This window comes from Bradyrhizobium sp. RDM12, from assembly GCF_051917485.1.
Taxonomy (GTDB): Bacteria; Pseudomonadota; Alphaproteobacteria; order Rhizobiales; family Xanthobacteraceae; genus Bradyrhizobium.
Map to the genome: position 1 here is coordinate 5,260,652 of NZ_CM133064.1, position 22,819 is coordinate 5,283,470.

Here is a 22,819-nt window from a genome sequence, read left to right on the forward strand (position 1 = left end):
CCAGTCGCATCTGCCGCGAGACGGCAAATCGAATTCAACAATATCCCCATGGAGTTCTGCCGGCAGCAAGCTGTCGGCGCTATCGAGGCCAACTCTATCCAGGCCAAGTCTATCGAAGCCAAGTCTATCGAGACACACTGCTCAGATATTTCGCCGGCGGCTTTCCCAGCGCCTTCCTGAACATGGTGATGAAGGCCGTGACTGATTCATAGCCGAGATCGGCGGAGACCTGCTGCACGCTCGCACCCGCAGCGAGCTCGCGGATCGCAACGATCAGATGCAGCTGCTGACGCCAGCGTCCAAACGTCAGCCCCGTCTCCTTCGCAACGAGACGCGCAAGACTGCTCTCGCTGAGTGCGACCTGATCGGCCCATTCGGCCAGCGTGCGGCGGTCCGCGGGATTGTCCGCCAGGGCTTCGGCAATGCGCTTCAACCGCGGCTCGCGCGAGAGCGGCAGATGCAATTGCTGCACGGGCATGCGCGGCAGCTCGCCGAGCAGCACGCCGATCAGGCGCTCCCGCCGCGCCGCGTCATGCTGCGCACCGTCGGACAGCTCGACGATCAATTCGCGCAGCAATGGCGAGATCGAGATGGTGCAGCAGCGATCGGGCAGACCGACCAGCTCCGCCTCGATGTACACGAAGAACAGACGCGCGTTGGCACTGGCGCGATTGCTGTGCGGCATGTCGCGGGGAATCCAGACCGCGCAATGCGGCGGCACCATCCACAGCCCGCTCGGAACGCGGCAGGTCACGCCGCCGCCGAGCGACATCACGAGCTGTCCCTTGCGATGGCTGTGGTCGGGCACCTCGCCCTTGGTCCCGTCGGCATCGACGCGCACGGCAATGACCGGCGCGGAGGCATCGTCCACATCCAGGTCCAGCCAGGGGTATTGGAGCTTTTGCCGGGTCATTGACGGTTTTTAGCGATCAATCGAATTAATGCATAAATTCACCCATCGAGAAAGTCGATAGATCTCGCCTCCTCCCCAAATGCCTCCTCCCCAAATAAGGAGTTGCGACCGTGCATGGCTCGATCATCTCAAAAGCAATACAACCGGGCCGAACCATTCGCACGCAAGCCGGTCCGGTGCGCGGCGAGCCACGCGACGCCGGCGGCGTGCTCGCATTCAAGGGCATTCCCTACGCAGCACCGCCGGTCGGGCCGCTACGCTGGCGCGCGCCGCAGCCGCCGACACCGTGGATCGACGTGCGGGATGCGCTGGCCTTCGGCCCGGCGTCTCTGTCGTCGCTCGAAAATGATCCGCGCCCCGGACCGCGCAGTGAAGATTGCCTCACCCTCAACGTCTGGACCGCTGCGAGCGAGGCTGACGAGAAGCGGCCCGTGATGGTGTGGGTTCACGGCGGCGGCTTTCAATTCGGCTCGTCGGCCAATCCCGCCACGGACGGAAGCCGGTTGGCGGCCAAGGGCGTCGTCGTCGTCAGCTTCAATTATCGCCTCGGCGTCTTGGGGTTTCTCGCCCATCCCGATCTCGATGCGGAAGCACCATCGGGCAATTACGGCCTGCAGGATCAACTCGCGGCGCTCCGCTGGGTGCAATCCAATATCGCCGCCTTTGGCGGTGACCCCGGCAACGTCACGCTGTTCGGCGAATCCGCCGGCGCCATGGCCGTCGGCATTCTGATGGCGTCGCCGCTCGCGCGCGGGCTGTTCCACAAAGCCATCGGCGAGAGCGGCGCGTTCTGGGATGGCCGCCGCGGGCCCTTGCAAACCTTCGACGAAGCACGCGCGCGCGGCCGCGCCTTTGCACGCCGGCAAGGCGATGTGTCGATTGCGGCCCTGCGCGCGATGCGGGCCGAGCAGTTGAATGCAGCGGCGCCCTGGAGTTTTGAGCGCGATCACATCACCCAGGCATTCTCGCCGAGCATCGATGATCATGCGGTGCCCGAGGTGCCCGCGCGACGCTTCCTGCACGGCGAGCAGATGCGCATCCCTCTGCTGGCCGGTTGGAATAGCGCCGAGGGATTTCCGTTCATGTCGCAATCCCCGCCCGCGCACTCCGCTCGAGCTTTTCGCGCGGCGGCCGAAGCGACATTCGGCGCGGACCGGTTCGCGGAGTTTCTCGAACTCTATCCCGCCGACACCGACGCGCAGACCAAGGCGTCTGCCGCCGCGCTCACCGGCGACATGGTCGTCGGCGAGCAGTGCTGGCAGTGGTTGCGGCTGCATCGAAGCACCACGCGCGCGCCCGTCTATGGCTATCACTTCAATTACACCTCGCCCTACACGCCGCTCGCCTCGCACGTCACCGAGATCCCCTTCGTGTTCGGCACGCTGACGCCGCAGCGGGTGATCGGCAGCACCGCGCCGCCGGCGAGAGCCGACCGCGCGCTGGCCGAAACCATGATGAGCTATTGGGTAAACTTCGCGACCCGTGGCGACCCCAACGGGCTCGGCCTGCCGTCCTGGCCGTCCCTTGACGAGAGCGACGTCGTGCAGATCCTCGGCAACACCATCGAACCCCGCCCCAATCCGCATGCTGATCGCTTCGGCTTCATTGGCAGTTTCAGGGAGGACGGCGTGCTTCCGATGCGCTGGCGGGAGGCGTTGTAGACGGCACGGACCGAGGATTGCTCCCGGTCGAGACAGGGCAATCGCATATGGCATTTTGCGCGACCTGAGTGCGCGCCTCGTCCTTCGAGACGCCCGCCGTTGGCGGTCTCCTCAGGATGAGGCTAAGCGGCATCGGTGCTCGTCAAAACTGCGGCCGCACACTCGGTCCTCATCCTGAGGGCCCGCCAACGGCGGGCGTCTCGAAGGATGGCCACAGGGGATCGCCGCCCTCATATGCGATCGCCCTGAGGTCGAGACCGTTTCTCGCCATGACCGCAATCAAGGGTTCTCTTTTCGGACCATTTCCTGCATAATGCTGCATGGCAAAAACAAAAGTGACCTTCAGAACCGCCCGGATTGCAGACAACGAGTGGAAGATCCTGGCTGATTACCCCGACCACGAGCAGCGCCAGATTACCGGCTTCACCAGCAAGGCAGATGCCGACGACTGGATCAACGGCGACCGGAAGATCGCCTGGCTCCGTTCCCAGGGCTATGCCAAGTGAGCTAGCCGAGTGAACACGCGAGCTCGCGTCGTCACCTTACCCTGAAACTTGTGACTCGACAGATATTGTTCAGACTCTGGTAACCCAACGCATCCACTCTCCATTCAGTATCGTTGCGTTGGAGTATCCCACAGTGCTGGATTTTGACGAGCTGCGTGAACTCGCAGCCGATGTTCGCGTGTTTGTCGATGTCGCCGAAGACAAGGCCGAGGCGCTCAGGGCGGTCATCCGCGCCTATGACGTGGTGCTGGCGATCTTCCCGTCCGGAGACGGCATGGGCCTCCACGTCATCAAGGGCAAAGAGATCCTCGACAAGATCGCGACATCGCGCACGCATGTGGCCTACAGCCACACGGCGATTGCGGTTCCCGACGTCGAGCATGCCGAAGTGCTGAAGCTGCTGACGACGGCAGCGCCGGTCGTGCAGCGGATTGCAGCGTAGTTGCAGGCGGGCGCCCCCGCGACGTCGTCGCATCGGTACGCGTTGACAACGAACCGGTTCCCGGCAGATGCAACCGTTGTTCCGGTGCAGTCTTGCAATGGTGACGCGCCGGAACGGTCGCTTGTAACGCGCGTTAACTCGTCTCCAGATGAGGAGATGATCATGAGCGTTGAAGGCAAGGCGAAGGAAGCCGGTGGTTTCATCAAGGAAGAGTTGAACGAACACGGCAAGTCCGCCGAGAGCCAGAGGAAGGCTCAGGAAGGCCGCGATCTCCGCAACGAAGGCCGCGTCGAAGACGGCAAGCCGCCGAAAACGACGAAGCCCGGCACCGGCCACTAAAGTCCTTTTTCATTCCTTTTTCGAAGACCGCCCCTGGCGATACCGGGGGCGGTTTTTCACGTCGGCTCTTGCCGGCGATACCTGAATCGAGTCGCGACGGTCGTTCTCGTTTTCAGGTGGCTGCATCGGAGCTCAATCTTTTTCGACGATCTCTGCGGCAAGCTCGGCAACCGCCCGCCTGCCCGCTTCGGTGAGACCGGCCAACGTCTGTGTACGCGTCTTTGCGCAGTCGACGATTTTTTCCGCCACGAATTTTCGTGCCACATGCGACACCAGAACGTCCGGCATCAGCTTGCAAGCCCGTTCCAACGCGACGTCCATGTTTGCAATGGCTCTCTCGCTGAATGCGTCCTTAAGCAACATGACATTCCCCCAGCACTGGATTGGAACCCGAACTGCAGAACGGCGGAGCCTCGCCCAGGAACCTGCCTAGAAGCCCTCCGTGACCTGATGAGTTGCAAGCTCGTGCCGACCGAGCTTGTGCATCCTGAACAAGCCGAAAGCCAGCTGCCGAAGGTCGTCCCGATAGGATCCCGGCGGCAGCTTGCGTGCGCGCAAAAACGTCGTCGCCGCCTGCTTGCGCAACGGAAGCGACGGCGCAACAGCCTTCTTCAACTGGGTTTGGTCGCTCATCGTGCCTCCTTCCTTATCGGGGCGGCTGCAGACCTGGTGACCGCAGCCATTCGTTGATCTTCGAAGCCGTCTCAGCCTGGCGCGCCAGCCGGATCAGATGATCCCGGCGAATGCTCGGAGAGCAGTCTCTGCGCCTTCTGGCGCAGGCTGAGGCTTCCTGCCGCATCGTATCCTGCGGCGACGACATCTGTTTGAAACTGCGCCAGGCAATCAAGGCGCGTCCTTTCCGCTGACCGCAAAAGTTCAATTGGATAACGCGATCATGCCCCAGGCCGGGCAACTCTTCGTTAACCATTGATAGAATGCAGCGCGAAAATTTAGGGACCGTCACGCGGCATCGCAGCAGATGGGCACGCTCTCCGCGGCGTGCGGCCGCAGCGCAACGTCATACGATTTTGATCCGGGAAACGACGATATTCTCGCTCGGACAGAGGCTTGCGCAGATATTTTAAATCCGGCTCAGGCCGAAGCCCTGGGCCAGAGTCAGGCGATCGAGGGCAACCGCCCGACCACTTGTAAGGCGACCATCACGATCACCGACAACCCAAGTGCCGACCCGAGAAAGGCCGGGTAGAGCGCAACGTCACGTTGCCCGTCGCCCATTCCTGAAAATGCCTTGCGCATCGCCGCCTCCGCTTTCTTCAAGAACATGCGATCGAACCATGTGTTCCTGCGCCAGAAAAAAGAAGGCCGGCAAAGAAAAAGGCCTCCGCGAAGGAGGCCAAGTTTGAAGGAGGAACGCACGTGAGCACGGCCAACCTCCCGTTGAAGCCGGCGTTCCCTGAGGGACGGCCAGCTTTCTGAAAACCTGAGGGGACTTTATCCTGGGTTTATCTGCTCGGAAGCCGTTGCACCGGTGCAGCGAGACGGAGCTACCTAGATGCTGGTGCTCCAAGGCACCAGAATTTCGCGATAACCATCCGCGGTCCGCTCGATATGGGCAAGGGCCGGGAATGGGTAATGAAAGCCCTGAACCAGCATCTTCTCCGCCACCAGCATATCGTAGATTCTGCGACGGGTGGCTTCGGCCATGACCGGGTCCTGATCGATCGCGGCGTGCCAGCCGGGATTTTCGACAAACAGCACCGGGATATGGGCGACGTCACCCTGAACGAACACGCTCTTGCCGCCCGAGGCGAGAACGAACGACGTGTGGCCGACGGAATGCCCCGGTGTTGCAACAGCGGTGAGCCCCGGCACAACCTCCTTGCCGGCCTCGAATGGCGTCACCTTGCCGCCGAGCGCCCCGATGATCCGCCTGGTGTTCTTGAACAGCCCTTCGATCCGTCCCTTCGAGCACGGCTCATCTCGCCGTCATCCATCCAGAATTTGAGTTCGGCGGCCGGCACGAGAATCTCGGCGTTCGGAAACGCCGGCCTGTTGTCCGCGGTCAACAGGCCATCCACATGGTCGACGTGGAAATGAGATATGACGACGGCATCAATATCTCCGCGATCAAGGCCCGCAGCCTTCAGGTTGGCCGCGAACTGACCCGCGGTCCCCTTCGTGCGCTCAACCGCGGCATCGCCAAGACCGGTGTCGATCAGGATCAGCTTCGCGCCCGTGTTGACGACGATCGGCGTGAACGGGACGGTCAAGCCATCCGTGCTGCGAAACGCCGCCGTGAGCGGCCTTGACCTGATCGGTGCTGGCATTGGTCACGAAGCCTTCAACCGGAAACCTGAGCGCGCCATCCGAAATGACGCTGACCTCGAAATCCCCGACCTAGTATCGATAGAAACCCGGCGCCTGCTTTCCGGCGAGCGGGGCCGCCGCACGGGATGACCCGGCACATGGCAAACCCGTTGCAGCAGCCAGTGCCGCGCTGCCAGCCAATAGTCCGCGACGAGATACGAGGGTCATGATATCTCCGGATTTGCGAGGGCCAGGCGAACCACTACTGTAGATGAGGCCGTTCGACTTGCAACGGTCCGCGCGAACCTTCACGAGCTAGAGTAACCCTCCGGTGAGGGCCGCGGGTTAGCTGCGTTTGGCGCGCGCGCCTGCGGGTTTGCGTGACCATTTTTGGCGAGCGCCTCAGCCTCTGTGGTTAGCCACTCGGCCTCGTCGGCATCAGGATCGAAGTCGTCGCCGATCCATTCGGTGAGTTCGGCGTGGCGTTCGTGGGTGGGGTCCTTGATGGCTTCGAGGAGTTCGGCATAGCCCCAGGGACCGCCACAATCCTCGGGAGGGCAGCGGCCGCTGACTTCGATCAGGCGCGGATAGAGCACGCCCGGCTCGGGATCGACGAGGCGCTCAATTTTGATTGTATGCTCCCAGCCATCGCCGAAGTCATAGAGGTATGTGAGCTTCTTTATTCCGACATCTTCGAGGATGTCGGTCAGCCGAGCCTTGCGGGCATCAAGGAACTCGCCGACGCCCCAATCTGCATCCGGGTAAGGCGTGCTCCACCCGACGTCGCCGGCGCGCAGTTCGTAGAGATGGCTGTTGGTCCAACCCATGGCCGCCTGGATGGTCAGGTGCAGGCGGTCGAGCTTGATGTCGCACGGCACGTCGATCCGGCGCAGAACCACCGGCTTGACGTCATCGAGCGTAATCTTGAGGCGAGCGATACCGACAGTCATGCCGCCAGTTTACGACGCTCCATCTCGGAGGCCCAGCTCCATGGCAGGAGTTCCGCGAGCCTGTGGGCAGCGTGATCATTGATGCGGGCAAGTCGGTCGCTATTACGCTATTACGGTGACGGTGCTGAAACTGCACCCTGATTTTGGCTACCGAATCACAAACGTCTACTGATTAGTCGGCGGCGGCTTGATCTCAAGCGAGAGCTTTAAGCCGTACTCCTTATTCAAAACATCCTGTAATCTTTGTAGAAGCGTCCATGCCTCCTTGGCATCCACGCGCGTCCGCTCGACCATGCCTACGATCAGAGAATCCAAGGCAACCATTTTGGGCTGAAGAAGCTTCATCTCTTCAGGTGTAAATTCAGCTCTACCAAGGGCGCCGACCATTTCCTGACCCTTCATGGTGCTTGTCAGAGAATTCCTCTCAACTCGGTACATCTCGAAAATATCGAGCAGCGAGTTGTGGAGGTCGTCGAAAGGCCCGATATCATTGAACAAAGCGAAGTCCAGCCGCAAGATTTCCGTCAGCTCCTTCGGTTCAAAGTGAATTTTGCTCGGTAGATTTGCTAGAGGGCTGATCAAGGCCCACGGTGGCGCTTTGACCTTCTCGATCCTAGCACGCGCGAAAGCCCCATCGAGGCTTCGCCTCAGAGTCTCGATCGTCGATGCTAGCCACATCATCTTCGTGAAAAAGTTCAAGCCCAGTGCGCGTCTTTCGTCGCGTTTGTCAGCTTCCTTTTGCCGCCTCGTCTCAGCGAATGTGTTCCGCTGAAGAAAGTAAGACACCGTTCGCGCTAATGGATGCGCCAAAGACAATGCTGGCCACCGCGGACCAGGATACACTGCTAAAAGACCGGCAACGAAATTCCACATTGCGAATTCTGTCCCTGGAGAATGTACCGCTGCCCACTACCACTAATTGAGATTACAACAAAGCAGTGTCCTAGTTTTCGTAACGGCATCGCGATCGTCTCTGCCTTGCGGGCATTGAAGCATTCGGGGGTGTACCGAGACTTATGCAGACCCTGCCAATGAGTGACGGCCAGAGTCGACCGCCCCGTTGCAGGAGTTCGTTGCACGCGCCCCCCTGCCCCTTCTCGCATTTTGCTGCTATTCATCGCCCCCGCCCGAAACCAAAAGACCCACCATCCAAGGGAGCAACAACCATGCGATACCTCCACACCATGCTGCGCGTGCGCAATCTCGATGTCGCGCTGAAGTTTTACCAGGATGCGCTGGGGCTGAAGGAGGTGCGGCGGATCGAGAACGACAAGGGGCGCTTCACGCTGGTGTTCCTGTGCTCGTCGGACGATCTCGCGGCGCTGAAGCAGCAGCCGCAAACGCGCGGCGCGCCGCTGGTCGAGCTCACCTGGAATTGGGACGAGGAGAAATATGGCGAGGACCGCTTCTTCGGCCATCTCGCCTATGAGGTCGACGACATCTACGCCACCTGCGAGAAGCTGCAAAAGGCCGGCGTCACCATCAACCGGCCGCCGCGCGACGGCAACATGGCGTTCGTCCGCTCGCCCGATCTGCACTCGATCGAGCTGCTTCAGAAAGGCGAGCCGAAACCGCCGCAGGAGCCATGGGCGTCGATGCCCAACACCGGCCATTGGTAAGGAACAAGCCCGTATCCGGCGCGTTTCCCTTCAACGATATGATTGGAGGAGGACGCGATGGGACGCGGAATTTTGTTGTGGCTGCTGGGTGTGCCGATCCCGGTGATCATTCTGCTGTGGCTGTTCTTCGGCCACTGATCCAGCGACGAACATGCGATGAAAAGCTCCGCCTCGGGCGGAGCTTTTGCATGAGCGACTCGGCGCAATCGTGCATCGTTCGCACGGGAAAATTCCGCTATCACCCGCAGCAAATGAAACCTCGCGGGAGGAGCGACATGCCGGACACACAGCTGACGATCTGGGGGCGCGCCAATTCGGTCAACGTGCAGAAGGTGCTGTGGTGCCTGACCGAGCTGTCCCTGCCCCATCAACGCATTGACGCCGGCATGCAATACGGCAAGACCCGCGAGGCCGGTTATCTCGCGATGAACCCCAATGCGCGGATCCCGACGCTGGTCGAGGGCGACTACACGCTGTGGGAATCCAATTCGATCATGCGCTATCTCTGCATGGCGCATGGGCGCGGCACGCCGATCTATCCGGAGGCGCCGAAGCTGCGCGCCGCCGTCGACCGATGGCTCGACTGGACGCTGTCGATGGTGCAGCCGGTCGACCGCCCGGTGTTCTGGGGCATCGTGCGCACGGCGCCCGCCGAGCGCGACATGGTGCAGGTTCAGAAGGATGCCGACGCGGCGGCCGAGGTCTGGGCGATCGCCGACCGGCTGCTCTCCACGCGGCCCTTCATGGAGGGCGACCGGTTCACGCTCGCCGATATCGCTGTTGGCGCCTATGCGCGGCGCTGGCTTGGCGTCGACGGGATCACCCGGCCGGCGCAGCCGAACCTGACGCGGTGGCTCGCCGAGCTCGGCACGCGACCCGGATTTGCGCAGCACGTGGCCCCGCCGATGTCGTGAGCCGCTGAGGCGGCTCAAGCTCTGACGAGCGCGCGCGAAATCGCTGTAAGCGCGCAAACCGCCCGCGGCTGGCGTTCCTCTTGGCGTCTACTGTGCATGGGGTTGTTTTCGCGTTTTTGTTCGGGCGGCCTAGCGCCCGGCGGTGGCGTCGATCCTGACCGTGCCGCCGATCTTCACGCAGGTCCCTTCGACCATCGTGAAGCCCCGGCCATAGGCGGCGCAGCCATTGGCCCTGGCAGACCCGGCGGCGCCCTTCAGCGGCAGGGTCTTGCCGGACTGCGGCTGATCGCTCGGCGGCAGGCGCAAGGTCTCGGCTCCGGCTGAGGAGGTCAGTACGAGCGAGATCAGAAGCAGGACAGTGCCGCGCATCCGCGCCTTGTAGCCCGGTCCTGCGTCAGGCGCCATCCGGGCTGCCGTCAGAGGAACTTGACGCCGGCCGACTTGCCGCGGCGCCAGACCACCTGGCAGCTCCGCCCGGTCCGTGCATCGCGCGCAAACGCCATCCGGATCACGCCCGGCAGCTGGCTCGCATCCTCGTCCAGCGTGATCCGGGCGCCCGAGGCCGAGATGTCCTGGACCAGGCAATGCCGCGCCGCGAATCCGCCCGCGAGCGTGATCCAGGCATGCCGCGACAGCAGTTGCGGGCTGGGCGCTTGTTGAGCGGTGGCATTGGCGAAAATCTCTCCTGCGCCAGCGCTAGCCCAGGGAACCCTAAGAATCCGTTGAAATCGCCGCTCGAATAACGCCGGGACAGGCTATCCACCGGGGCCCAAACAGCGGTCCGGAACGGCTTGCCCACGGGACCAAAGGCCACTATACGTTCGCCCGCTGCAAGCCGCCGGCACGACTCGCGCGGCCAGCGGGCCTGTCGCCAAATGCGGCCCGGCCTTGCGTTTGCTCCCTTCGTCTATCGGTTAGGACGCCACCCTTTCACGGTGGAGAGAGCGGTTCGATTCCGCTAGGGAGCGCCAAGCAGCGCCCATCCCCTCACCGCCTGCTTGACCCGCTCCATCTCCTCTCGATGCCGTCGCAAAAGCCGGGCATCCGCAGGACAGCCGGCTCGAGCGCAACCGGCGGCGAGATCAACAGGAAGATCGTCGGCGAGGATTACCGAATATTTCCGGTATCGGGCCCATGAAACAGGTCCCGGCCTATGACGTCGATAACCAGCTTCGCTCCACCCGGCGACAGATGAATCGCATCCGTTGCGATCACCTCGCCGGCAGGCGTCCGGACAAGGCATTGCCGCTCGTCGCAGAGCACCTTCCGCAGCGACACGAAATCGACGCCGGCGGATCGGCTGAAATTCGCCATCAATTCGTCCTCGGCCGAGCCAGACACGCCGGTCCCAAGCCGCTCCGGCAGTTCGTGTGCAAAGCGATAATGGTTGATGATCGCGTGCGGAAGCGTGCGCTTCCACACCGGCGGCGGCCCGAGAACGACCACACGTTGGACGCCGACGCTTCGAAGCCCGACAATGGTGCCGGCCAATTTCTTCAGGTCGTTGTCAAAGCCCCACATTGCGTGGAGTACGACAATGTCCGGGCGCCACGCCGCGATCAGCGCGAAGGCCTTGCCGTTGGCTTCCGCACACGCGACGGTCGGCCCCGCATTGAGGATCGGCGCGCAGCCTGGCGCCGTGAAGCGTCCCACTCGGAACGAGCTTTGCCGAGCGGCCTCGCTCACGGCCGGATAGAGCGCCGCGGCGTTGGAATCGCCCCACAGCAAAAGCAGTGGCTTGTCGCCCGGTTCGACACAGCTTGCGTCGAAACGACTCCCCGGCGCCTCGAGAAAGCAGTGGTCCCTGAAGGCCGGATTGTCCTTGGTGCTGACGGCCGCGATCGCCTGCAACTCCGGCGGAAATCGCCACAAGAAGCCCGCCGAAGCGACCGTCACCAGACCGATCGCGCCGATCGACGCCAGCGCGATCGACAAGACCGGCACCACATTGCGCCGATGGCGGACCGGCAATTCGATGAAGCGATAGGTCAAGATCGACAGCACGCCCGCAGCAAGGACTGCGGCCCAGATCTCGATAAAGTTAGGTACCCCGTGCCGCAGGATTCCAAGATAGGCCAGTAGCGGCCAATGCCAAAGGTAGAGGGGTAGCTCACGAGCCCAAGCAGAACGGCAGGCCGGCTCGACAGCAGCAGCCGGTTGGTCACGGCACTCGGCGACGCGATGACGAGCGCGGCGCCGAGAATGGGGACGAGCGCCAGCGCGCCCGGAAAAAGGCATCGTTCGGTCGAACAGCAGTCCGGACGCCACGATTGCGCCAAGGCCGATGGCTCCGAGGAAATTGCTCCGGCCTTTCCTGACCAGATCAGCTTCGGCCAGGAGCCCGCCGATCAGCAATTCCCAGGCGCGTGGCATCGGCGCGTAGAAGCCCCAGTCCGGGTTCGCCCTGGCAAGAAACACGCTGGCGACGAGCGACACCAGGATCGCGCCGAGGATGTACCGTCGACGATAGGGCGAGCGCCGCAGCAGGACGAGCGCCAGCGGCCAGAAGATATAAAACTGCTCCTCGACGCCGAGCGACCAGAGATGAAGCAGCGGATTTTCCGCGGCCGGCGACGCGAAATAACCGACCTGCCCGAGTTGGAACAGGTTCGAAGCGAACAGCGCGCTGGCAACGATGTTCTCTCCCAACAGACGAAAAGGCTGGGGGAGCAAAATGAACCAGCCAACTGCGTAGGTGGCCACGAGAACGGCGATCAGCGCCGGAAAGATTCGCTTGATCCGCCGTGCGTAGAATGTCGCGAGCGGCACGCCGCCGGGCGTGAGCAGGATTCGCGTGATCAGAAAGCCCGAGATGACGAAGAACACGTCGACGCCGATGAAGCCGCCTGGCAGCATCCACGGATGCGCGTGATAGCCGACCACCAGCAGGATCGAGACAGCGCGCAACCCATCAATATCTGGACGATAATATTCGGACGGCTTCATTGCCTCTGCACTAGCCGCATTCTTCGACAGATACAATCAGACGCAGAATAGCAGTTTTGAAATGATGCCGTCCGGTCGGGATGATCGCTTCGGAAGCCAGGCAACAGCCCCAAGTTGCCGAAGGAAGGTAATCAAGGCTCGCCCTGGCCATTGGCGCGTTGGTTTTGCTGACGCTGCACGGGCCTGCCTGAATGCCGCCGTTCAGCTCGGGCCAAAAAGCCCGCGTCGGTTTTCGTAAGCCGGTCGGGATAGTTTTAAGGCGCCCGATTCACAGGTCGCGCGCGCTGGCACGACAGGACCGCATCGACTATCGGCAAACCTCCAGGCACGAGCGGCCCCAGTACCGGCGCGAGGCAATCATCACGCTGCTCGGCAACTGGACCCTCGACGACATGCGCCTCGCAGACGGCATCATCGCCAAATGCCGGAACGGCTGAACGGCGAGAGCCTCGATTGCTCCGCTGGGTCGCAATGACGTGGTTGTGAATGCGCGCCCCTGACAACCGGGACGTTTTGCCGCTGACCCCGGCACGTTGCCGGTCCGGTCATTTACCGGAAATTTACCCCTGCTCATGAGCGCCGGTATCATTTGCTTAGAATTTGATCGCTACCGTGGAATTACGGAAACAATGAGAAACACAACAAGCGCCCATGTCCGTCGCAGAGTTCCTCAGGCAGCGTGCGGTGGAAGTGACCGTGAGCGGCAGCTATTCGCTGCATCGCTGGTACGATTGCGAGGGCAAGCTGCGAAACTTCGCCTGCCGCACCAAGCGCGTCTCGCCCTTCCGCATGATCGTGGACGTGCCGGTCGTCGGCAAGATCGGCGAGCGAGTTACCTCCTACTTCCAGGATTTCGGCGAATTCCAGTGCACCATCAGCGCGACGCTGAAATCGGGCTTCCTGATGGAGCTCGACATGACGCGGGCCCGCCGCGCCTGGATGTCGGAAAAGCTGACCTGGCTCGAGAAGAAGCAGAAGGACGACAGCATCCTGGAACTGCGCCGTGACGCGCGCTTCGTTCCGCAGGCCCCGCATACATACCTGACGGTTGCCGACGGCAGCACCCATCCCTGCTTCATCATCGACGTCTCCACAGCCGGCGCCGCGATCTCCTGCGAATACGACCCGCCGCTCGGAACCCCGCTTGCGGTCGGCGCCTGCGTCGGACGCGTCATTCGCAAGTTCGACAATGGCTTCGCGGTAGAGTTCACCGAGAAACAACAGCGGGACGACCTCGTCCGCCTGGTCGTGCGCCAGGCCGTGCCGCAGCCGGCCTGAAGCCGGTCCAGACCAATCCGTATTGCTGCCCTATCGCGGCCCCATTGCGAGATCAGCTTTTGGGGTCCGTGCCACACGACGGGCTTCATTTGCAGACTTTTGAGTTGAGGACTTGCGATCGGGGGACCGAATGGCAGTCGACAAGATCACGGTTGATAAGATCACCTGGGACAGGGTTGGCCGGGTCACCGAGCCCGGGCGCTACATATACACGTTCGGCTGGCTCACCATTACGGCCGGCGATCTCGATATCTGGAAGCAGTATCCGCAAGCCGCCTTCACGCTGCTCGCCCACCATTCCCAGCCAGAGGAGGCCGCCGTCGGTGATGAATTCCACCTTGGGGCCTTCGACATCGCGCCCGACGCTCCACCGCCGTTCACCAGCCATTGAGCGCTGAAAGCACGGGCCCTGCTCGCCTTGCGGGCGCCGGCGATTCGAACCGGAGCAAGCAGTGCTCGGTGTGAGATGCCGCTGCGCAATGCGTAGGCTGTCTCGGGAAGGCGTGGCATGCGCGCTGCTTAGTCAACGCCATGATCCATATCCCTCCCGCCGACCAGGCCTTCCTGCTGCTGCTCATCGTCTCCTGCCTTGGCACGTGCCTGAAACGCGCCATTTGGGAGCTCGAGCAGGTGCGGGGCCAGCCGGATGGCATCACCGCTCCGCGGACGCGCAACGAAGCGTGACTAAGCGGTTCAGCCGGCCGCGCAGTGGCTCGTCCGCCTCTGGACACGTCGCCCGCCCACATGCATCGTGAATTGAAGAAATCTGCAGATTGCCTTGATCTGACTTATCAATCGCGACCCGCTGAAGTGCGCGCGGCTGTTACAGTCGACGACGAGGTGGTTCTGTCATGCAATTGATTGCGCTCGTATTCTATGCATTGAGGTCCTGATGAACGCCAGCTGTCGCGCTTGTTAAGCAACGGGATAGCTTGCGCATGACAGATGGTCGCATCGGGAAACGTGGATAAGCGGACCAAGGGAACCTATTATCGGCGCCGATGTATCTGATTGAAGCGTTACCCACCGTCATCGGAACGGCCGCCATCGCCCCGGCGCTGCTGATGCTGTGGCTTGTCATTGCAGCCGAGGAGCGCCCAGGGCCGCCGGCCCAGGTCTGGACTGCGTTCCTGCTCGGGGCGGCCAGCATCTCCCTGCTGGGTCTCGCCCGAGCCCCCTTCGCCAAGATGGTCGCGGCGCCCGACAATCCCTGGGCGGCGCTCGCCATGCATTCGGTCTTTGGCGTCGCGCTGCCCGAGGAGGCGGTGAAGGTGATCGCCATCGTGCTGGTCTCCTCGACCAAGCGGCGGACCTTTGCCAACCCCATGGACACCGTGGTCTATGGCGCCGCCGTCGGCCTCGGCTTCGCGGCTTACGAAAACCTTGCCTATCTGGTGCAGCATGCCGAGATGTGGCGGTCGCTGGCGGCGCTGCGCAGCGTTCTCACCGTGCCATTCCACGGCGCGCTCGGCATTATCGCAGGCGCCTATCTCACGATCGCGCGCGCCGGCACGGCGCTGGGCGCAAACCGCCATCATCGCGACTGGGCCCGTGTCTCCAGCCGGCTCCTGTTGCTGATGGGACCCCTCGCTTTGCATTCGGCCTTCGACTTCCCTCTGCTCACACTTCAGCGCATGCCGGATCTCGATCCCAGCTTGCGGATGTGGCTGGGCGCCACGAGCCTGCTGATCGGCTTCAGCTCGATCGCCTTCGCCATGCGCCTGGTGCGGCGCGTCGCGCGCCACCACGCGCCCCGCACCGATATCGCGAGGGAGCGGCTCAGCCAGTTGCGCCGGATGTGGGCGCTGTTGCTCGCCGGCGGCGGCGTCGGCTTTCTCGGCCTTGCCTTCGTGCTGACCTCGATCCACCACTGGCTCATCAACCCCGAGCGCAACCTGACGCTGGCCCTGATCCCGATCGGCTTCGTCTCGATCCTGCTCGGCCTTGCACTGCTGGTCGTCACGACCGCGATCTACGTTCTCGGCCGCAACCGCATCCGCACCAGTGGCGAAGGTTTTTCGTCAGCGCACGGCGGCGGTTGATCCTCATCAGGATGGCAAGCGCAGAGTGTGCGTACTAGATTGTGCGCACATCTTTCGATCCGGAGCTTGCTGATGACATCGCCAGAGGAATTTTCACGGCTGCAATCCGCAATGAGCCAGGCGGTGAAGGCGCATTGGAAGGCCTTTCTGTTCGAAGGCATTTTGCTTGCCGTTCTCGGCATCGCCGCGCTGATCCTGCCGCCGCTCGCCAGCCTTGCCATCACGATCTTTCTCGGCTGGATGTTCCTGGTCAGCGGCATCGGCGGATTGATCGTAACCTATTGGGCGCGCGCCACGCCGGGCTTCTGGTGGTCGCTGATCTCGGCGGCCCTCGCCGTGCTCGCCGGCATGCTGCTGTTGGCCCGCCCGATGCAGGCCGTGCTGACGCTGACCATCGTGCTCGGTGCCTATTTCCTCGCCGAGGGCGTTACCACCATCATGTACGCGCTGGAGCACCGCCGCGAGTTGAGCGGCCGCTGGTCGTGGCTGCTGATCTCGGGCCTCTTCGATATCGCGATCGCGTTCATGGTGATCACGGGACTGCCGAGTTCAGCGGAATGGGCCATCGGCGTGCTCGTCGGCATCAACCTGTTGTTCGGCGGGGCCACCCTGATCGGCATGGCGCTGGCGGCGCGCAAAAGCAACAGGTGAGGCGCCACAAAGCCTGTGACGCCGATTGGGGGTGACAACCTGCCAACGGAGCGCTATATGACCGGCCATGATCACCGTCGCCACCAGCTATTTTTGGTACTTTAGCTACGACAGCTCGCTGGCGGCAGGAGGATCGCGCTCAATCTGAAATATTGAAGCAAACGTCCGAACAGCCGCCAGACCTGGCGGCTTTTTTATTGGCCGGCAGGTTCTCAAAATGACAGGAGCCCGCCGTGCTGAGCACGACCGACGATCTTCGTATCCGCGAACTGAAAGAGCTGAGCACGCCCGAGGACGTGATGCGGGAGGTTCCGCGCACCCTCACGGCCACCCGTGTGGTGATGGCGGCGCGCAACGCCATCCATGCGATCCTCAACGGCCAGGACGATCGCCTTCTGGTCGTCGTCGGCCCATGCTCGGTGCATGATCCCAAAGCCGCCCTCGAATATGCCGAGCGTCTCGCCGACGTGCGCGAGGATCTGGCCGACCAGCTCGAGATCGTGATGCGGGTCTATTTCGAGAAGCCGCGCACCACGGTCGGCTGGAAGGGCCTGATCAACGACCCGGACCTGGACGGCAGCTTCGACATCAACAAGGGCTTGCGGCTCGCACGCAACGTGCTCTCGGCCGTCAACAATCTGGGCCTGCCCGCCGGCACAGAATTCCTGGATATGACGACGCCACAATACATCGCCGATCTCGTGTCCTGGGCTGCGATCGGCGCGCGCACGACCGAAAGCCAGATCCATCGCGAGCTGGCGTCGGGGCTGTCCTGCCCGGTCGGGTTCAAGAACGGCACCGACGGCAATGTGCGCATCGCAGCCGACGCGGTGAAGTCGGCCTCGCATCCGCATCATTTCATGGCGGTGACGAAGCTCGGCCGTTCGGCGATCGCCTCGACCGCAGGCAACGAGGACTGCCACATCATCCTGCGCGGCGGAGCCAAGCCGAACTACGATGCCGCAAGCGTCGCGGCGGCCTGCAACGATCTGGCGAAATCGGGTGTCGCGCCACTGGTGATGGTGGATGCGAGCCACGCCAATTCGAGCAAGAAACCGGAAAACCAGCCGCTGGTCACGGCCGATGTCGCCGGCCAGATCTCGGGCGGCGAAAACCGCATCATGGGCGTGATGATCGAGAGCAATCTCGTCGCCGGCCGCCAGGACGTGGTGCCGGGCAAGCCGCTGATTTACGGCCAGAGCATCACCGACGGATGCATTGATTGGGCGACGACGGCAACCGCGCTCGAACAGCTCGCCGATGCCGTCGAGATCCGGCGCAACACCCCGCGCGCCGGACTGCACGAGCGCTCCGCTTAAGCGGGGCAAGAGGTGAGCGGGGCGATGCTGTTCGCGTCCTGCCCACCGCGCAGCAGTTACGGCTTAGCAACCGCGGCAGATGCTCTTGATCTTCTTGTCGAGGAGAGCGTCTTCCTTATTCACGGGATTGTTCGGATCGCTCAGACTCTTCTCGTTCGGCACGTCGCCAGCGCGCGGCTGGCGGTGACCGACCGGCGCCTGTGGCAACGTTCCCGACGTGGCGCCGCCGGATGTCGATCCCTTGGTGCCGGTCTGCGCAACCGCCGCACCACCGAGCAGGACAGCGACAGATGCTGCCAGCATGATCTTCTTCATGTCCGTTCCTCCATTCCTCAAACCGGCGTTCTCGGACCGCTCAGATCTCGGGCGGATAGAGATGAACGTCGCCGCAATAATCGACGATACGATAGCGCGTTTCCGAGGCCGCATCACGTGCATCGGCTGCGGTATTTTGCTCCGCCAACACATAATTCGGCCCGACCGGCGACTTGCCGGCACCGCCTGGTATGTCGATGACGTAGTCAGGCTGACACAATCCTGACACCCGTCCACGCAGTTGCCGCATCAACTCCTGCCCCTGCGCCAGCGTCGTACGCAGATGCGCAGTGCCTGGCGCGAGATCGCCGTGATGCAGGTAATAGGGCTTGATCCGGCACTCGACGAAAGCCCGCATCAAATCCGACAAGGTCGTGACGTTGTCATTGACGCCGCGCAACAGCACGGACTGGCTCACCATGGGAATCCCGGCATCGACCAGCCGCGAGCAGGCGGCGCGGACCGGTCCGGCCAGCTCACGCGCATGGTTGGCATGCAGTGCCACCCATGTGGTGGCGCCCTCGACCTTCAGCGCCGCGACCATGTCGTCGCTGATCCGCGCGGGGTCGGCCACGGGCACGCGGGTATGAAGGCGGATGATCTTGACATGATCGATGCCGGCGAGTTCGGCCATGATCTCGCTCAGCCGGCGCGGCGACAGCATCAGCGGGTCGCCGCCGGTCAGGATCACCTCCCAAATCTCGCCATGCGCGCGGATGTAATCGATCGCGGCGCCATAGGCGCTATCCGAGAGCGCGTTCTCCTTGCCGGGTCCAACCATCTCGCGGCGGAAGCAGAAGCGGCAATAGACCGCGCAGACGTGAACGAGCTTGAACAGCACGCGATCGGGATAGCGATGCACGATGCCTGATACCGGCGAATGCGGGTGATCGCCAATCGGATCGGCGCTCTCGCCCGGCTGCATCTCGAGCTCGGCGGCGGTCGGAACAAACTGGCGCGCGATCGGGTCATCGGGATCCGATTTGTCGATCAGTTCGACTAGCGCCGGCGTGATCGCGACCGCATAGCGCGCGGCGACGCGTTCGAGTGCCGGCAGCGCCGTGGCAGGCGCGATGTCCGCGGCCACGAGTTCGGCTGGCTCACGTAATGTCCGTGCAAGATTGGTCTTCGTCATGCTTCACTTAGCGTTTCATTTGAAGGCGGTGTCCACACCACTTGATCAATCCGCGTTGCGCCGCTCGCCAGCATCACCAGCCGGTCGAAGCCGAGCGCGACACCGCTCGCCTCCGGCATTTGGGCAACCGCAGCCAAAAAGTCTTCGTCCAGCGGGTAGGCCTCACCATAGCGGCGCTGCTTCTCCGCCATGGACTCCGTGAACCGCTTGCGTTGTTCCTCGGCGTCGGTGAGTTCGCCAAAGCCGTTGGCGAGCTCGACGCCACAGGCATACACCTCGAATCGCTCAGCAACTCTTGGGTCACCGGCCTTCACACGCGCCAATGCCGCCTCTGGAGATGGGTATTCGAACAAAATGGTCAAACGCCCCTGCCCCAGATGCGGTTCGACATGCTCCACCAGGATCTTGCTGAAGATGTCCGACCAGGTGTCGTCGGCGGCGACGCGGACCTTGCCGGCGGCCGCCTGGGCGAGCGCGGTACGGTTACCCTCGTTGCCCGAGATTGTCGACAGAAGGTCGATGCCGGCGAAGCGCTCAAACGCACCCGCGACCGTCAGCAGCTCCGGCTCGGCGAAGGGGTCCGCGGTCCGGTCCCGGAAGGCAAAGGTCCCGATTCCGGTCGCCTGCGCAGCGTGGGCGATGACCACCACTGTGTCAGCCATGATGGCGTCATAGGGGGCGCCCGCGCGGTACCATTCCAGCATGGTGAATTCGGGCAGATGCAGGTCGCCGCGCTCGCGGTCGCGGAACACTCGGGCGAACTCGAAAATCCGCGCCTCGCCGGCTGCCAGCAGCTTCTTGCAGGCGAATTCGGGCGAGGTCCGCAAATATCGGCTGGCCCGGCTGCCGTCGGGTCGGATGATCTCGGTCCGGGGAGCGTGCAGATGGGTCTCGTTGCCCGGAGAGACCTGAAGGACGGAGGTTTCGACCTCGACAAAGCCCTGCTCGGCGAAAAAGCCCCTGAGAGACCCGGTAATGGCGCCCCTGGCCTGGAGGAACGGCCGCCGGTCGAGGTGCCGCCCGGGCGTCCAGAACGGCGATATCGGCTTGTCCCCACCCATTAACCGACGGTCCCTTGAGCCAGCAAAATGCTGGCATTCAATGACAAAATGCGTATGTTGCGGCCCGAAACGGGCGCCGAGGTCTGATTTGAGGCCCCACGTCCCCCATCGATTTGACCACGTCCTGGCCGGAGCCGGGCCAAGCAAGCAGGAAATATAGCTTTGAGAGTCATCGCCAGTTCTATTCGCAAAGGCAACGTGATCGAGCAAGACGGCAAGCTCTATGTCGTCGTGACCGCCGAGAACATTCATCCCGGCAAGGGCACTCCGGTCAGCCAGATCGAAATGCGCCGAATCTCGGACGGGGTAAAGATCTCCGAGCGCTACAAGACCACCGATCAGGTCGAAAAGGCCACGATCGAAGAGCGCAACTTCACCTACCTCTATGAAGATGGTGACGGCTACCACTTCATGAACCCGGAAACCTATGATCAGGTCCAGGTGTCCAAGGACGTGATCGGCGACGCGGCCGCCTATCTCCAGGAGAGTATGACGGTCAAGCTGTCGACGCACGACGCCAACGTGGTGTCGATCGCGTTGCCGCAGCGTGTGACGCTCGAAGTGGTCGAGACCGAGCCCGTGACCAAGGGCCAGACCGCCTCATCCTCCTACAAACCGGCGGTGCTCTCCAACGGCCTGCGTACGACCGTGCCGCCGCACATCGCCGTCGGCACCCGTATCGTGGTGATGACCGAAGACGGCTCCTACTCCGAGCGCGCCAAGGACTAGGCAAGAGATCGAGGATCGGAACAGGTGCCGCCGGGGGGCGAGACAGTGGGTACGAACGGTCTCCGCTTCGTCTCGTTTCTTCTGGCGTCGCTTTCGCTCCTGATCGCATCTCCGCTCGCCGCGGAGGAATTCCGCGGCCCGTCGCTCACGGCCCTGCGCGTCGATTGGCGCGCAGCGCTCGACCAGCTCCGCACCGAGATCAATAGTCGCCCCCAGGTCGCCGGCGATTTCATCTTCGTGCCGCGCCATTCGGTGCCGCGCTTCGATCCGCGCGCAATGCCGGCGCTGGTGCAGCTCAATGCGGTCTCCTCGCAATTCTTCACCGGCATTGCCCGCAGCCCCGTTCCCGTGCTGCTGCCGTTCGATGCCGCCGCCTATCTCGAGGCGCAACGCAGCGGCGCACAATCCCCGCTGGCTCTGCCGCGCTACCAGGCCGATTTCAATCCCGTCGACATGTTCGATGCCGGTCCCGCCGGCTACAGCGCGACATTCTCGCTCGAGCCCGGCGCCGGCGACGGCATGCCTTCGCGCACCTTCGCCAACCGGGTCGATGTGCAGATCACCGGATCGGCGCTCGTCTACGACATTGCCGATCCCGCCGGCGGCAAGGGCGAGCTGGTCAAGCCGCTGGCGGCAATCTACCCGGACCTGCGCAGATTCATCCGTGAAGGCTATGTGCGCTATGCCTTCAGTCGCTTCGGCGTCGCCTATGTGGTGTCGATCCAGTGCCTGGACAGCGTCGCGAAGCCGCGGCGACTCGCCTGCAAGGAGGCCTACCCCGTTGCCGAGCGTTTCCTGAAGGCGCTGCACGTCGCCGGCGGGCAGCGCACCCGGCCATTGATGGACGTTGCATCTGATCTGATTGATCGCCCGACCGCGCGGTCCGCGGATTTCAGCTACCGGCCGAGCGGCGACATCATCCCGAACTCCGGCTATCGCAAACAGGGCGGCCATCCCGATCCGACGGCGTATGCGCAGATCCGCTTTCCGCTCGAGAAAGCGCCGGCCTTGGTGCATTCGCAATCCTACGCCAAGCGCGACAAGGACGATGGCCCGACCACCTATCCCTGGCGCGACAATTTCTGCGAGTCACGCAGCTTCGAAGTCTGGCAGTGCGGCGGCGGCTATGGCCACCAGGGCGAGGACATCCGCGCCGCCGGCTGCCCCTCGCCCGGTGACGGCCGCGAACCCTGCGATCCCAAGCAGCGCAGCGTCGTCGCCGCGCGCGACGCCGTGGTAATCCGTGCCCCCAAGGACCAGGCCGCCACGCTCGAGGTCAACAGCCGCACCGAGCACATCCGCTTCCGCTACATGCACATGAATCCGCAGGCGTTGAACGCCGACGGGGTGCTCAATGGGCGAATCGTCACCGAAGGCGAGAAGATCGGCGTGATCTCCAACTACCTTGACCACCCCGCGGGTACGTCGATGCACCTGCATTTTGACGTCCAGGTGTTCACCCGCGACGGCTGGATCTGGGTCAGCCCCTACATCACGCTGGTCTCGGCCTACGAGCGCCTGATCCGCGCCCGAGGCCGCGAGTTCGGCCCGGAGATCGCAAGCACCCCGCAGCCCGTCGCACACGCGCTGCCTGAGGATGCGGTCAAGCCTGATCAGCGCGAGGGATCGAGCGGCGAAGAGAACTGACGCTCAGCCCGCACCACCGGCCGCATTTTGACGACGCATCTCAGCTACATCGACGAGAACCAAAAGCCGGATTGGGCTTGGTCA

At 63.0% G+C, this 22,819-nt stretch carries 30 protein-coding genes and 1 tRNA gene; 17 read left to right on the plus strand and 14 right to left on the minus strand.

What is annotated here, in order from left to right:
- Window positions 1-124: 124 nt before the first annotated feature.
- Entirely contained in the window at window positions 125-913 is a 789-nt protein-coding gene (locus ACTGJ9_RS25810; protein WP_456673386.1) for an AraC family transcriptional regulator, read from the minus strand.
- Window positions 914-1,089: 176 nt separating this feature from the next.
- Between ACTGJ9_RS25810 and ACTGJ9_RS25815 the strand changes: the two genes are divergently transcribed.
- From ACTGJ9_RS25815 to ACTGJ9_RS25830, 4 genes are all read left to right on the plus strand, one after another.
- Window positions 1,090-2,574, plus strand: a complete 1,485-nt coding sequence (locus tag ACTGJ9_RS25815; RefSeq protein ID WP_456673387.1) for a carboxylesterase/lipase family protein — start codon at window positions 1,090-1,092, stop codon at window positions 2,572-2,574.
- 320 nt (window positions 2,575-2,894) lie between these two features.
- Entirely contained in the window at window positions 2,895-3,080 is a 186-nt protein-coding gene (locus ACTGJ9_RS25820; RefSeq protein WP_426406901.1) for a hypothetical protein, read from the plus strand.
- A 133-nt stretch (window positions 3,081-3,213) separates the two neighbouring features.
- On the plus strand, window positions 3,214-3,522 hold the full coding sequence (locus tag ACTGJ9_RS25825; RefSeq protein ID WP_456673388.1) for a hypothetical protein: 309 nt from the start codon (window positions 3,214-3,216) through the stop codon (window positions 3,520-3,522).
- Window positions 3,523-3,684: 162 nt separating this feature from the next.
- Entirely contained in the window at window positions 3,685-3,861 is a 177-nt protein-coding gene (locus ACTGJ9_RS25830; protein ID WP_456673389.1) for a hypothetical protein, read from the plus strand.
- Window positions 3,862-3,993: 132 nt separating this feature from the next.
- Here ACTGJ9_RS25830 and ACTGJ9_RS25835 read toward each other — a convergent pair whose 3' ends face one another.
- The 5 genes from ACTGJ9_RS25835 to ACTGJ9_RS25855 all read right to left on the minus strand — a co-directional run bounded on the left by ACTGJ9_RS25835 (window position 3,994) and on the right by ACTGJ9_RS25855 (window position 6,092).
- The gene (locus tag ACTGJ9_RS25835; protein WP_456673390.1) at window positions 3,994-4,224 is read right to left on the minus strand and encodes a hypothetical protein; all 231 of its coding nucleotides are present in this window, start codon (window positions 4,222-4,224) and stop codon (window positions 3,994-3,996) included.
- A 66-nt stretch (window positions 4,225-4,290) separates the two neighbouring features.
- Window positions 4,291-4,494, minus strand: coding sequence for a hypothetical protein (locus ACTGJ9_RS25840; RefSeq protein ID WP_456673391.1), 204 nt, complete (start codon window positions 4,492-4,494; stop codon window positions 4,291-4,293).
- A 483-nt stretch (window positions 4,495-4,977) separates the two neighbouring features.
- Window positions 4,978-5,145: a hypothetical protein gene (locus tag ACTGJ9_RS25845; protein WP_456673392.1), complete on the minus strand. Its 168-nt coding sequence runs from the start codon at window positions 5,143-5,145 to the stop codon at window positions 4,978-4,980.
- Between the two features lie 225 nt (window positions 5,146-5,370).
- Complete coding sequence (locus ACTGJ9_RS25850) at window positions 5,371-5,724, minus strand: hypothetical protein (protein WP_456673393.1); 354 nt, start codon at window positions 5,722-5,724, stop codon at window positions 5,371-5,373.
- The gene (locus tag ACTGJ9_RS25855; RefSeq protein WP_456673394.1) at window positions 5,721-6,092 is read right to left on the minus strand and encodes an MBL fold metallo-hydrolase; all 372 of its coding nucleotides are present in this window, start codon (window positions 6,090-6,092) and stop codon (window positions 5,721-5,723) included. Before ACTGJ9_RS25855 ends, ACTGJ9_RS25850 begins: the two co-directional genes overlap by 4 nt.
- Between ACTGJ9_RS25855 and ACTGJ9_RS25860 the strand changes: the two genes are divergently transcribed.
- On the plus strand, window positions 6,076-6,279 hold the full coding sequence (locus tag ACTGJ9_RS25860) for a hypothetical protein (protein ID WP_456673395.1): 204 nt from the start codon (window positions 6,076-6,078) through the stop codon (window positions 6,277-6,279). The two genes, ACTGJ9_RS25855 and ACTGJ9_RS25860, sit on opposite strands and share 17 nt — an antisense overlap.
- Window positions 6,280-6,437: 158 nt before the next feature.
- On the opposite strand, the gene ACTGJ9_RS25865 is transcribed toward ACTGJ9_RS25860, so the two are convergent.
- Together ACTGJ9_RS25865 and ACTGJ9_RS25870 are read right to left on the minus strand one after the other, a co-directional pair.
- A complete protein-coding gene (locus tag ACTGJ9_RS25865; protein ID WP_456673396.1) occupies window positions 6,438-7,079 on the minus strand; it encodes a plasmid pRiA4b ORF-3 family protein in 642 nt (213 codons plus the stop codon).
- Between the two features lie 165 nt (window positions 7,080-7,244).
- Window positions 7,245-7,952: a hypothetical protein gene (locus ACTGJ9_RS25870; protein WP_456673397.1), complete on the minus strand. Its 708-nt coding sequence runs from the start codon at window positions 7,950-7,952 to the stop codon at window positions 7,245-7,247.
- 293 nt (window positions 7,953-8,245) lie between these two features.
- Between ACTGJ9_RS25870 and ACTGJ9_RS25875 the strand changes: the two genes are divergently transcribed.
- Both ACTGJ9_RS25875 and ACTGJ9_RS25880 read left to right on the plus strand, forming a co-directional pair.
- Window positions 8,246-8,698, plus strand: coding sequence for a VOC family protein (locus ACTGJ9_RS25875; protein WP_456673398.1), 453 nt, complete (start codon window positions 8,246-8,248; stop codon window positions 8,696-8,698).
- Window positions 8,699-8,973: 275 nt separating this feature from the next.
- Window positions 8,974-9,612: a glutathione S-transferase family protein gene (locus tag ACTGJ9_RS25880; protein ID WP_456673399.1), complete on the plus strand. Its 639-nt coding sequence runs from the start codon at window positions 8,974-8,976 to the stop codon at window positions 9,610-9,612.
- Between the two features lie 129 nt (window positions 9,613-9,741).
- Here ACTGJ9_RS25880 and ACTGJ9_RS25885 read toward each other — a convergent pair whose 3' ends face one another.
- Window positions 9,742-9,981, minus strand: coding sequence for a hypothetical protein (locus ACTGJ9_RS25885; RefSeq protein WP_456678623.1), 240 nt, complete (start codon window positions 9,979-9,981; stop codon window positions 9,742-9,744).
- A 47-nt stretch (window positions 9,982-10,028) separates the two neighbouring features.
- Entirely contained in the window at window positions 10,029-10,250 is a 222-nt protein-coding gene (locus ACTGJ9_RS25890; protein ID WP_456678624.1) for a PilZ domain-containing protein, read from the minus strand.
- A gap of 258 nt (window positions 10,251-10,508) precedes the next feature.
- On the opposite strand from ACTGJ9_RS25890, the gene ACTGJ9_RS25895 reads away from it, so the two are divergent.
- Window positions 10,509-10,583, plus strand: a tRNA-Glu gene (locus ACTGJ9_RS25895).
- Between the two features lie 136 nt (window positions 10,584-10,719).
- On the opposite strand, the gene ACTGJ9_RS25900 is transcribed toward ACTGJ9_RS25895, so the two are convergent.
- Window positions 10,720-12,558, minus strand: a complete 1,839-nt coding sequence (locus ACTGJ9_RS25900; RefSeq protein ID WP_456673400.1) for an acyltransferase family protein — start codon at window positions 12,556-12,558, stop codon at window positions 10,720-10,722.
- 191 nt (window positions 12,559-12,749) lie between these two features.
- Between ACTGJ9_RS25900 and ACTGJ9_RS25905 the strand changes: the two genes are divergently transcribed.
- The 7 genes from ACTGJ9_RS25905 (at window position 12,750) to ACTGJ9_RS25935 (ending at window position 17,848) form a co-directional block, all read left to right on the plus strand.
- A complete protein-coding gene (locus ACTGJ9_RS25905; RefSeq protein ID WP_456673401.1) occupies window positions 12,750-12,995 on the plus strand; it encodes a hypothetical protein in 246 nt (81 codons plus the stop codon).
- 214 nt (window positions 12,996-13,209) lie between these two features.
- Window positions 13,210-13,836 carry a PilZ domain-containing protein gene (locus tag ACTGJ9_RS25910; protein WP_456673402.1) on the plus strand — a complete coding sequence of 209 codons (627 nt, stop codon included), beginning with the start codon at window positions 13,210-13,212 and terminating at the stop codon, window positions 13,834-13,836.
- Between the two features lie 130 nt (window positions 13,837-13,966).
- Window positions 13,967-14,227, plus strand: coding sequence for a hypothetical protein (locus ACTGJ9_RS25915; protein ID WP_456673403.1), 261 nt, complete (start codon window positions 13,967-13,969; stop codon window positions 14,225-14,227).
- A 140-nt stretch (window positions 14,228-14,367) separates the two neighbouring features.
- Window positions 14,368-14,520 (plus strand): hypothetical protein, encoded by a 153-nt coding sequence (locus ACTGJ9_RS25920; protein WP_456673404.1) that lies wholly within the window; start codon window positions 14,368-14,370, stop codon window positions 14,518-14,520.
- A 317-nt stretch (window positions 14,521-14,837) separates the two neighbouring features.
- Window positions 14,838-15,878 (plus strand): PrsW family glutamic-type intramembrane protease, encoded by a 1,041-nt coding sequence (locus ACTGJ9_RS25925; protein ID WP_456673405.1) that lies wholly within the window; start codon window positions 14,838-14,840, stop codon window positions 15,876-15,878.
- A 72-nt stretch (window positions 15,879-15,950) separates the two neighbouring features.
- The gene (locus ACTGJ9_RS25930; protein WP_456673406.1) at window positions 15,951-16,529 is read left to right on the plus strand and encodes an HdeD family acid-resistance protein; all 579 of its coding nucleotides are present in this window, start codon (window positions 15,951-15,953) and stop codon (window positions 16,527-16,529) included.
- Between the two features lie 233 nt (window positions 16,530-16,762).
- Window positions 16,763-17,848 (plus strand): 3-deoxy-7-phosphoheptulonate synthase, encoded by a 1,086-nt coding sequence (locus ACTGJ9_RS25935; protein ID WP_456673407.1) that lies wholly within the window; start codon window positions 16,763-16,765, stop codon window positions 17,846-17,848.
- 63 nt (window positions 17,849-17,911) lie between these two features.
- Here the strand turns inward: ACTGJ9_RS25935 and ACTGJ9_RS25940 are convergent, their stop codons facing one another.
- Genes ACTGJ9_RS25940 through epmA form a run of 3 tightly spaced genes read right to left on the minus strand, consistent with a single transcriptional unit; the run spans window position 17,912 to window position 20,359 of the window.
- Window positions 17,912-18,163 carry a hypothetical protein gene (locus tag ACTGJ9_RS25940; RefSeq protein WP_456673408.1) on the minus strand — a complete coding sequence of 84 codons (252 nt, stop codon included), beginning with the start codon at window positions 18,161-18,163 and terminating at the stop codon, window positions 17,912-17,914.
- 40 nt (window positions 18,164-18,203) lie between these two features.
- On the minus strand, window positions 18,204-19,298 hold the full coding sequence (locus tag ACTGJ9_RS25945) for a lysine-2,3-aminomutase-like protein (RefSeq protein ID WP_456673409.1): 1,095 nt from the start codon (window positions 19,296-19,298) through the stop codon (window positions 18,204-18,206).
- On the minus strand, window positions 19,295-20,359 hold the full coding sequence (epmA, locus tag ACTGJ9_RS25950) for an EF-P lysine aminoacylase EpmA (protein ID WP_456673410.1): 1,065 nt from the start codon (window positions 20,357-20,359) through the stop codon (window positions 19,295-19,297). Before epmA ends, ACTGJ9_RS25945 begins: the two co-directional genes overlap by 4 nt.
- Window positions 20,360-20,521: 162 nt before the next feature.
- Between epmA and efp the strand changes: the two genes are divergently transcribed.
- A complete protein-coding gene (gene efp, locus ACTGJ9_RS25955; RefSeq protein ID WP_456673411.1) occupies window positions 20,522-21,088 on the plus strand; it encodes an elongation factor P in 567 nt (188 codons plus the stop codon).
- Window positions 21,089-21,112: 24 nt separating this feature from the next.
- Window positions 21,113-22,735, plus strand: a complete 1,623-nt coding sequence (locus ACTGJ9_RS25960) for a M23 family peptidase (protein WP_456673412.1) — start codon at window positions 21,113-21,115, stop codon at window positions 22,733-22,735.
- Window positions 22,736-22,819: the final 84 nt, after the last annotated feature.

Bases quoted from the DNA above. Each gene is read 5' to 3' on its own strand.
- ACTGJ9_RS25810 (WP_456673386.1), bottom strand. From the start codon at position 913: ATGACCCGGCAAAAGCTCCAATACCCCTGGCTGGACCTGGATGTGGAC.
- ACTGJ9_RS25820 (WP_426406901.1), top strand. From the start codon at position 2,895: ATGGCAAAAACAAAAGTGACCTTCAGAACCGCCCGGATTGCAGACAAC.
- ACTGJ9_RS25830 (WP_456673389.1), top strand. From the start codon at position 3,685: ATGAGCGTTGAAGGCAAGGCGAAGGAAGCCGGTGGTTTCATCAAGGAA.
- ACTGJ9_RS25835 (WP_456673390.1), bottom strand. From the start codon at position 4,224: ATGTTGCTTAAGGACGCATTCAGCGAGAGAGCCATTGCAAACATGGAC.
- ACTGJ9_RS25840 (WP_456673391.1), bottom strand. From the start codon at position 4,494: ATGAGCGACCAAACCCAGTTGAAGAAGGCTGTTGCGCCGTCGCTTCCG.
- ACTGJ9_RS25845 (WP_456673392.1), bottom strand. From the start codon at position 5,145: ATGTTCTTGAAGAAAGCGGAGGCGGCGATGCGCAAGGCATTTTCAGGA.
- ACTGJ9_RS25865 (WP_456673396.1), bottom strand. From the start codon at position 7,079: ATGACTGTCGGTATCGCTCGCCTCAAGATTACGCTCGATGACGTCAAG.
- ACTGJ9_RS25870 (WP_456673397.1), bottom strand. From the start codon at position 7,952: ATGTGGAATTTCGTTGCCGGTCTTTTAGCAGTGTATCCTGGTCCGCGG.
- ACTGJ9_RS25875 (WP_456673398.1), top strand. From the start codon at position 8,246: ATGCGATACCTCCACACCATGCTGCGCGTGCGCAATCTCGATGTCGCG.
- ACTGJ9_RS25880 (WP_456673399.1), top strand. From the start codon at position 8,974: ATGCCGGACACACAGCTGACGATCTGGGGGCGCGCCAATTCGGTCAAC.
- ACTGJ9_RS25885 (WP_456678623.1), bottom strand. From the start codon at position 9,981: ATGCGCGGCACTGTCCTGCTTCTGATCTCGCTCGTACTGACCTCCTCA.
- ACTGJ9_RS25900 (WP_456673400.1), bottom strand. From the start codon at position 12,558: ATGAAGCCGTCCGAATATTATCGTCCAGATATTGATGGGTTGCGCGCT.
- ACTGJ9_RS25905 (WP_456673401.1), top strand. From the start codon at position 12,750: ATGCCGCCGTTCAGCTCGGGCCAAAAAGCCCGCGTCGGTTTTCGTAAG.
- ACTGJ9_RS25910 (WP_456673402.1), top strand. From the start codon at position 13,210: ATGTCCGTCGCAGAGTTCCTCAGGCAGCGTGCGGTGGAAGTGACCGTG.
- ACTGJ9_RS25915 (WP_456673403.1), top strand. From the start codon at position 13,967: ATGGCAGTCGACAAGATCACGGTTGATAAGATCACCTGGGACAGGGTT.
- ACTGJ9_RS25920 (WP_456673404.1), top strand. From the start codon at position 14,368: ATGATCCATATCCCTCCCGCCGACCAGGCCTTCCTGCTGCTGCTCATC.
- ACTGJ9_RS25925 (WP_456673405.1), top strand. From the start codon at position 14,838: ATGTATCTGATTGAAGCGTTACCCACCGTCATCGGAACGGCCGCCATC.
- ACTGJ9_RS25930 (WP_456673406.1), top strand. From the start codon at position 15,951: ATGACATCGCCAGAGGAATTTTCACGGCTGCAATCCGCAATGAGCCAG.
- ACTGJ9_RS25940 (WP_456673408.1), bottom strand. From the start codon at position 18,163: ATGAAGAAGATCATGCTGGCAGCATCTGTCGCTGTCCTGCTCGGTGGT.
- ACTGJ9_RS25945 (WP_456673409.1), bottom strand. From the start codon at position 19,298: ATGACGAAGACCAATCTTGCACGGACATTACGTGAGCCAGCCGAACTC.
- epmA (WP_456673410.1), bottom strand. From the start codon at position 20,359: ATGGGTGGGGACAAGCCGATATCGCCGTTCTGGACGCCCGGGCGGCAC.